This is a genomic window from Clostridium sp. 1001271B_151109_B4 (genome assembly GCF_015670405.1).
Lineage (GTDB): Bacteria > Bacillota > Clostridia > Clostridiales > Clostridiaceae > Clostridium.
In genome coordinates this window covers 145,424-153,485 of record NZ_JADPBQ010000006.1, presented here as the reverse complement: position 1 = coordinate 153,485, position 8,062 = coordinate 145,424, and the positions used below count along the sequence as shown (strand labels likewise).

At 27.3% G+C, this 8,062-nt stretch carries 10 protein-coding genes; 1 reads left to right on the top strand and 9 read right to left on the bottom strand.

The genetic code is table 11. The features are described 5' to 3' along the window. Nucleotides 1-235 precede the first annotated feature (235 nt). From I4V63_RS06365 to I4V63_RS06350, 4 genes are all read right to left on the bottom strand, one after another. On the bottom strand, nucleotides 236-727 hold the full coding sequence (locus tag I4V63_RS06365) for a hypothetical protein (protein WP_196000449.1): 492 nt from the start codon (nucleotides 725-727) through the stop codon (nucleotides 236-238). Between the two features lie 13 nt (nucleotides 728-740). After that, nucleotides 741-2,066, bottom strand: coding sequence for a DnaB-like helicase C-terminal domain-containing protein (locus I4V63_RS06360; protein WP_196000448.1), 1,326 nt, complete (start codon nucleotides 2,064-2,066; stop codon nucleotides 741-743). A 54-nt stretch (nucleotides 2,067-2,120) separates the two neighbouring features. Next, complete coding sequence (locus I4V63_RS06355) at nucleotides 2,121-3,047, bottom strand: hypothetical protein (RefSeq protein ID WP_196000447.1); 927 nt, start codon at nucleotides 3,045-3,047, stop codon at nucleotides 2,121-2,123. A 73-nt stretch (nucleotides 3,048-3,120) separates the two neighbouring features. Then, nucleotides 3,121-3,666, bottom strand: a complete 546-nt coding sequence (locus I4V63_RS06350; protein ID WP_196000446.1) for a hypothetical protein — start codon at nucleotides 3,664-3,666, stop codon at nucleotides 3,121-3,123. Nucleotides 3,667-3,895: 229 nt separating this feature from the next. On the opposite strand from I4V63_RS06350, the gene I4V63_RS06345 reads away from it, so the two are divergent. After that, entirely contained in the window at nucleotides 3,896-4,567 is a 672-nt protein-coding gene (locus tag I4V63_RS06345) for a response regulator transcription factor (RefSeq protein ID WP_196000445.1), read from the top strand. Nucleotides 4,568-4,643: 76 nt separating this feature from the next. Here I4V63_RS06345 and I4V63_RS06340 read toward each other — a convergent pair whose 3' ends face one another. The 5 genes from I4V63_RS06340 to I4V63_RS06320 all read right to left on the bottom strand — a co-directional run bounded on the left by I4V63_RS06340 (nucleotide 4,644) and on the right by I4V63_RS06320 (nucleotide 8,024). Beyond that, complete coding sequence (locus I4V63_RS06340; protein WP_196000444.1) at nucleotides 4,644-4,859, bottom strand: DUF2922 domain-containing protein; 216 nt, start codon at nucleotides 4,857-4,859, stop codon at nucleotides 4,644-4,646. 23 nt (nucleotides 4,860-4,882) lie between these two features. Further along, nucleotides 4,883-5,104, bottom strand: a complete 222-nt coding sequence (locus tag I4V63_RS06335) for a DUF1659 domain-containing protein (RefSeq protein WP_196000443.1) — start codon at nucleotides 5,102-5,104, stop codon at nucleotides 4,883-4,885. A 717-nt stretch (nucleotides 5,105-5,821) separates the two neighbouring features. Then, on the bottom strand, nucleotides 5,822-6,547 hold the full coding sequence (locus tag I4V63_RS06330; protein WP_196000442.1) for a hypothetical protein: 726 nt from the start codon (nucleotides 6,545-6,547) through the stop codon (nucleotides 5,822-5,824). Next, nucleotides 6,540-7,016, bottom strand: a complete 477-nt coding sequence (locus tag I4V63_RS06325; RefSeq protein WP_196000441.1) for a hypothetical protein — start codon at nucleotides 7,014-7,016, stop codon at nucleotides 6,540-6,542. Before I4V63_RS06325 ends, I4V63_RS06330 begins: the two co-directional genes overlap by 8 nt. A 75-nt stretch (nucleotides 7,017-7,091) precedes the next feature. Further along, nucleotides 7,092-8,024, bottom strand: a complete 933-nt coding sequence (locus I4V63_RS06320; protein ID WP_196000440.1) for an alpha/beta hydrolase — start codon at nucleotides 8,022-8,024, stop codon at nucleotides 7,092-7,094. Between the last annotated feature and the right edge of the window lie 38 nt (nucleotides 8,025-8,062).

Below are 8,062 nucleotides of genomic sequence, written 5' to 3'. Positions count from 1 at the left end.
TATTTTATGATTTTAATTCTAGTTAGATTATAATAAATTATATAGGCATTTTAGCGACAACTTTTATTATATTTTTTAATCATTTGTCATATAAACTCATCCATAAATTAATGAAGGCTTGTTTTATTTAAAGTCATCGCTTTAAGCCTTTTATAAACATATTTCTAGTGTATTATATTCAAGTAATCAGCTACAAAAACATCCTCGTAGCTGATTTCATTTTAAATCCCCTTAATCAAACATAAGCCTTCCCCAACACCAAATTCACAGCTTCACTAACCTTCCTCTCAGCATCAGAAATCATACCAATAATATCAGGCTCAATATACCTACAAGCCTCAAAATCACAACTAACATACACAATAATATACCAAGACAAAATCCTATAAAGAATCCTATTCACCATAAGTGAAGTTTCAAAAACATTTTCAATCTCATCATGAATAACCCTATTTCCAAAAAACCTTAAACTTTGAAAATCCTTGGCAACATCATAAGATAAAAACTCCTGCCCCTCAAGCAAACTAATTTTTTCCTTTTGATTCATTTCCACAGTCCCAGTAATCCCCTCAGCTAAAATAATATTCCTAACAACCCTCTCTCCAATAATTCTAGCCTTCAAAATAACAGTACAAGAATCAACCAATAACATCTTATCAACGCTTTCAACTAATGATGCCAAATACTTATCCTTCTCACCAATAACCTTTATAATATCATTAAACATAATATAGCCTCCCCTAAAAATCACTTACTCTAGAATATCTTCCATGCCACCTTAATGCACATGTTCCTCTATCACCATGTCTATTTTTAATAATAACTGCATTCATACATTCTGGATTATCATCTGCATTTTTAGAATTATATTTAAGCTTACCTTGATTGAATAAATTTTCTCTATACATTTTGTCATCGAGTTTAATATTTCTATAAAGAGCTATTACCTGGTCACTGTCCTGCTCAATTCTAGCACTATCTTGAATATCACTTGAATCTATTTTTTCAACTGCATTGTCTCCACCCTTTTTATCTATAACTCTGTTAGCTTGAGCCATTAAAACAACACATATATCTTCTTCCATTGCTAGTGATTTTAACATGCCACTTATTTTACCTAATTTATTAGTAAGCATGTCTTTATCAGTAAAGTCTATATATTTATTTATATAATCTACAAATACCACATCTAATGAATTTTGAAGCTTATATACCTTTATTTCATTAATAAACTTTTCAAAGTCTGTTTCAGTAGAAACATAAAATTTATTATTTATGACTTTTGCCATGAACTTTGAAATACTCTCTTTATCTTCTTTTAAGATAGTATCTTCATCAATAGCTTTAGCTGAAAGTGAAAGTCCGCTAGCAACTATCCTATTAAAAACCTGATTTCTTGTCATTTCTGCACTTCCATAAAAGATTTTATAACCCTTTAAAGCCATATTGGCAGCAAGTTGCAGTGAAAATGTTGTTTTTCCAACACCACTTCTAGCAAATACAGTAACAAGTCTTCCTTTTTGAAAGTTTCCCAAATATTTATCTAAATAAGTAAGTCCTGACTTCATTCCTTTATCCCTATTTTCATCATAAAGCCAGTTTATATAATCATCATATTGTTTATCTATATCAAGTTCCTTTTTTATATTGCATTTATGAACCTTAACTTTAACATCTTCAACTTCACTTTCAATTTCTTCTAGTGACATATCTAAATTTATTTTGTCTTTCATCTCAACATAAAGATGTCTTTTGTAATTATTCACAAGCATGTCCAACTTAGTATTAAAGCCTATATCACTTGCACTACATGTGTATATTTCTGTAACATAAGTTACTCCATCCATATCACCAATTGTTTTTTTATGGTGCTCTAGAAATGTTATAAGATCTACTTCTAGCTTATTTGCAACCATATCCAATATCCCTAAATAGATATTGGTATGCTTTGAGTATAAAAACATCTCTGGCTTTATTTTTTCTCTAGCTTTTAGCATAAGATTATTATTTTTAAATATAGCACCTAAAAGCTCCTGCTCTAACACAATTTGATTATTAGTTAACATATCCCATTACCCACCTTATAACTTATTTTTATAAGCAAAGCCTGCCCATATTAGTTAATCTATATATTTTTCTATATCAAAATCTTCAGGAAATATAGAATTACGCTTAACATTTTTTTGCTTTGCCTTGTAATCAAGCCATATATCACCATTTTCCATGAATCTATCAATTCCATTGCTTCTAGATAAAAAGCTTTTTAAAATCCAAGCATAGTTGTAGTAATGATCACTTTTATATACAACACCAAAGTTTTCTATAGCCTTAATAATCTCCTCTTCCTTATGCTCATTTAATGCATTGGCTATTGCAGTTTTATTATCATCCGTAAGTATTTTCTCATTATTTATATTTAGTTTGTTCCAAGCATTAAAAATATATATATATAATTTATTATTATTATTTATATATTTATTATTAATATATCTATCATCACTTTTGCTAGCACTAGCTGAAACATTAGTATTTTCAACTCTTCTAGCTGTATTTTCTTTATTTGAAACACCTGGTCCTGAAATTATACTAGTGTCTTGTGAAGTACAGGTACCTGTATCTCCTGAAGTATAGGTACCTGTACTTCCTTGAGTACTAGTATCCTCTGAGGTATAGGTACCTGTACTTGTAGAACTACTAGTATCCTGAGAAGTATAAGTACTTGTACTTGCAGAGCTACTAGTCTCTTCTGAAGTACAGATGTTTTCTGATAAAAAGCCATCAATATATTTAATAACTTTATATTGATTCACTTTACCTATACTTTTTATTATTTCTATATACCCCTTCTTTTCTAAAGACTTTATAATATTTAAAACTGTTTTCTTTCCTTTACATTCAAATACCTCTAACAATGTTTTAATGGACATTGCACTAGCATCCTTCCCCTTAATAGTATTTGTTATAAATATTAAAAGCATATACCTTTCATCTTTATCGATATTAGTATCATTAAATATATTAATCATCATTGTATCTGTGCAAACCATCTTCATTACCTCCAAAACATTTTTATTTTTAGGCTGGCTATATTGCTTTGCCAGCCCATATTTTTTTATATTTTTATTCCCATAAAAGTGAAAAATCGTACTGATGTAAAAACCTATCTACACTTGCTCCATATACGGAGTTCTCTATTAAATTAGGCTGAACTACTGTAAGTGTTAAGTATTTGCAGTTTATACTTGATAAGTGCTTATTTAAAATTCCCATTCCTAACAATTGACTTTCTTCATCATCAAAAGCAAATATATAATGAAATTCAAATGGTATTATACTTATCACTTCTATTGTTTCTTTTCCAATTAGTACTACATCACAGTTTTTATCTATAAATTTATTCTTATAAAGAACTTCTACTTTTTCATTAAATAAGATCTTAACCTCTTCTTTACTTTCCATATTTTCTATTCTGTCTATTATTATTTCAAAAGCTGTCATTGATAATATTTCTGTAAAATCTGAATACCCATTCGTTATTGTTAAATCTAAAAGCATACTTTTATACTCTTCATCCTCTATAACCTTATAGTTTTTCTTTAACTTTAATATTGTTAAAGCTTTAATGTACTCACTATCTAGTTTTGATGATAAAAAATTACTATTCATGGTATCCCCTCACTTTTCCTTAACTTATTGTTAAGATAATTTTTTATTATATAAGGATTATAAACCTTCAATGTTGCAAAAATATGGATTTTTTCTCTTTTAACACAATAATTTTGTTAATTTTCACAACATTTAGAAAATATACAAAATTCCCTTTTATTGTTTGTAACTAAATGGTAAAATTATTATTATTTACAATTTTATTGTATTTTTAAGGGGGTTATATTCAATGAAGGAAACTATTTTGCTAATTGACGATAATGTTACTGATTCACGTGAACTTACTAAAGAATTAAAGATTAATGGATTTAATGTTATTTACTGTGATAATGGTGAATATGGTATTAAGGCTGTAGAAAATAATAAGATAAGTGTGATTCTTTTAGATATGATCATGCCTGGAATGGATGGACTTACTTTTTTAAGTGAACTTAAGAATAGAAATTATAATACTCCAGTAATAATGTTCACTTCTATAAATCATAATATAGTTCAACAAAAATGTTTTAATCTAGGCATAAATGATTATGTAGTTAAACCATGTTATATTGGCTTTTTAATAAAAAAAATACGTTCAGTTCTAGAAGAAAAAATTAAGATTACGGAACCCACTGGTAAGTTATGGACATATGAAAATGTAAAAATCAATTTTTCTACAAGACAAGTATTATGGAATGATAATGAAGTTTCCTTAGGAAAAACCCGACTAGAAATATTAAAACTTCTTATAAATAATAAAGGTATGGTTTTAAGTAGAGAACAAATTATAAATTACATTTGGGGAACACATTGTAAAATTAATGATAGGACTGTAGATTCTCATATTAGTAAAATAAGAACAACTTTAAATTTAGATTGTTTGAAATCTATACCAGGGTATGGATATATTTTAGATTGCTAAAAAAATGAAGGAATAAGAATTACCTCAAGGTAACCCTTATTCCTTCTTATATAATCTGTATTAAGACCGCTAGATCTTATACAGTAAATTTATTAACTTGTCTTTCAACAACTTGTGCTGCATATTTAGTAACATAAGCACCCTTTTTACTTTGGAAAATATTATTTTCAATAATACTATCCATTAATTCTTGAACTTCAGCATTAGTTATTCCGCTTTTTACATCACTTATAGAGATGTTAGATTTTTCTCCACTTTCAGTTATAAATGTCATTGTTAATGTATATTCCATATTTTACACTTCCTTTCTATTTATTATTGATTACTAAGTTGAGATAATTCAGTTATATAAATATAACCTGTATTCTTGCCAAGCATTGGTGCAATCTTAGATGCAACTGCCATAACCTTATTTGGATCAGCTCCTGGCACTAAGTTACCTAACTTCTTTTTAGTAAATGTAGGATTTCCATCCTTATCAACAGCAGTTTCCACCTCTATTGATAGTACTGTACTTTCAAGCTCTTTATTTGCCATTGTAAATTCCCCCTTTTTTAACTTTTTTGCTTTACACTTATTACATATACTGTTTTAGAGTGTTTTTGCATTTAAAATAAAATTTTATTTTTGGGGATTTGTTTTAATAAACTGTTGAAATTTGATTAACCTCTATTATATAATGACTAATTATTCTGGTATAAATAGAACCAATTATTTAAAACAAAAATAGAATGTAATTATTGATGAACAATGGTTATATATTACGATTTAAAGGGATGTCCATCGGACATCCCTTTATGTTATACTTATTTCAACATTATTTTAAAACAAAAACTTTTTATAAGGCTCTGTTAGATTAAACTGTTGATTTGCTACATAATAAATTTAATTTTTAGTATCCTGAAGCATCAATTTTCCAAACATTATTTTTACTATCTCTTATTAATATCCATTGATAATCTGAATATGTTGTATTGGGGTTTAAGACTGGGTTGTCTCCAGAAGCATCGACATCAAAATTTGATAATAGAATGTAAAGTCTACTACTGACATTGAAATATTTTCTATAAAACTCACTATATCATTATTTTCAGGATGATGTTCATAATATCCACATTTCATTCTTGTACAATCAATTAAATTGTCAACTAACTTTAATAATCTTTTAGAATTTTGATCTATTCATTGATAATAGCATACTACTCTTCAGTATATCTAACTTCATAGGCAAATTTCCTTTATTTTTTAATCTACTTATAAATTGTAATTATCTACATTTAATTTATAATCATTATACCACTCTGTATTCCATTGATTTTTATAGCATAGTTTATATAATTCTTCTTCATCGTTTACATTTTCACTTGTTATTAAATTATGAGTTGCCTTATTTACTATAAGTCCATTCCATATATATTCAGATAACTCTGGAAACATTGTAACACTTCTTATATGTGAGAATTCTGAATTTTTCCTATCTAACCTTTCATTAGTAAGCTCATCCCTTACTATATTAAAAGTTTTAATTCTATCCTTTTTAAGTTTTCTAATGTTCTTCTTTTGTAATTCTATTGCAGCATGCTGTAAGACTTTTATATCGTTAGAATTATTTATTTCTTCTAAAATCCTAAAAATAAGTTTCAAATACTCATTTTGGGGATTTTCCTCTATTCTTTTTGCTATTATCCCAATAAGACTTGACCATCTTATATAAATTATATTATTATAATTTGCTTTATATTTATTATCAATACTTTCTAAAATATAAGCCGCATCCCTTTTACTTTTAACTCTTAAAATTGTGTGCAACTTACTACAATCAAACCATATAATTCCTTTAGCATCTACAATTCCATTACCTATAGCATTGCTTATTTTCTTTACAGTAATTTTATCTAATTCTTTAGCCTGTATAGGCATTTTATACCTTATGTCTTTTATAAAAGATTTAATAACTACTAATTCCTTATTTTTATTCATACTTTATCATCTTTTTATAAATGCTTGTCAATTCTGCCATAGCCTCTGTTGCTCTTTCACACTTACAAACATCAGGATGAATACTTTTAACTATATTCGTATACCATTCCTTTGCTGCTTCTTTATTTATATATAGTGATTTATATATTTTTAGTTTCTTCATTCTTTCCTCTCCACTTAATTCTAACAAACAAAATATATATCTATCTGCTTCACTTTTAAAGTAGTCAGAATTTGAATTAGTATAATTAGCTTGTCCATTCTTATCTTCAAATATATTAATTATTTTCTTTAATGATAATATTTTATCGTATAATCCTTTCCAACTATTACTACCCATTTTTATAAAACCATCTAATTTACTTTTTCCTGTTATTTTTCTTATATCTTTATTAATTTCCATTTTAACAGTTCTAAAATTACCTATTTGTTTTAATTCCTCTACACTTTCCGCTTCATACCATTTCATTAGATCCACTCCCCACAATGTAATATATTACAATATATATTAGAATTACTTGCTAATTATAAGCAATATTTATTTCTATCTAATTCTTACATCCTGCCAATTACTTGAATTACTTAATATTTCAGCTGAATCCCCTAAGAATACTTTACCAGCTTCATCATCATTCATTAAAGTATATCTAAACCAAGCTGTCATATATCCATCAGCATAAAGGAGCATATCCCCATGATCAGTATTTTTTCTTCTTGCCATAACTGCTTTAATATTACTATTTAAATTCATATAATTTTTAACCATAGACTCTAATGGTGCTATTGTTTCAGCATCAACCTTACCTGTACCTGCTACCATAAAATAAGGTATTGATATTTTTGTTACATCATAATTCCATTCAAGAGCATTAGCTAATTCAATAGATGTTGTACTTGCAGTATAAATTGATGTAAATACGTTACTATTATCAAATTCAGTTACTGCATTTATTGCTCCTACACCACCTTGTGAATGTCCTGATATGCCTACATTTGTTATGTCTAATTTATTAAAAAATATACTTTCTTCATTACTATTTAATGATAATATATAATCTAATGTAATTGATGAAGACTTACCACTTGCAGAATTAGCATCATCATTTCCTATTACAACAAATCCCCAAGAAGCTAAATGTTCAAATGTTGCTCCATATTTTTGATATGGAACCCCTGTCCCATTTACAAATACTACAATTGGATATTTCTCATTATTGTTCTCTTCTAATTTAGTTGGATACCAAATCTTATAATTATCAAATAATTCTTCATTACTTTCAAATTCTATAGAATTAACTTCAAACTCTCCATAACTTGTATATTTTTTCTCTAATACGCCCCGCGAATCAACATAGTTGTAGTAATCACTTTTAACTGGTTTAGATGCTAGATTTTTCAATATCATTAATAAACCTATTAACAATAAAAACATAATTAATACTATTATTAATATTATTTTTAATACTTTTTTCACCATTTCTCCCCCTTGACTGCCATATGATACATCTGTATCAT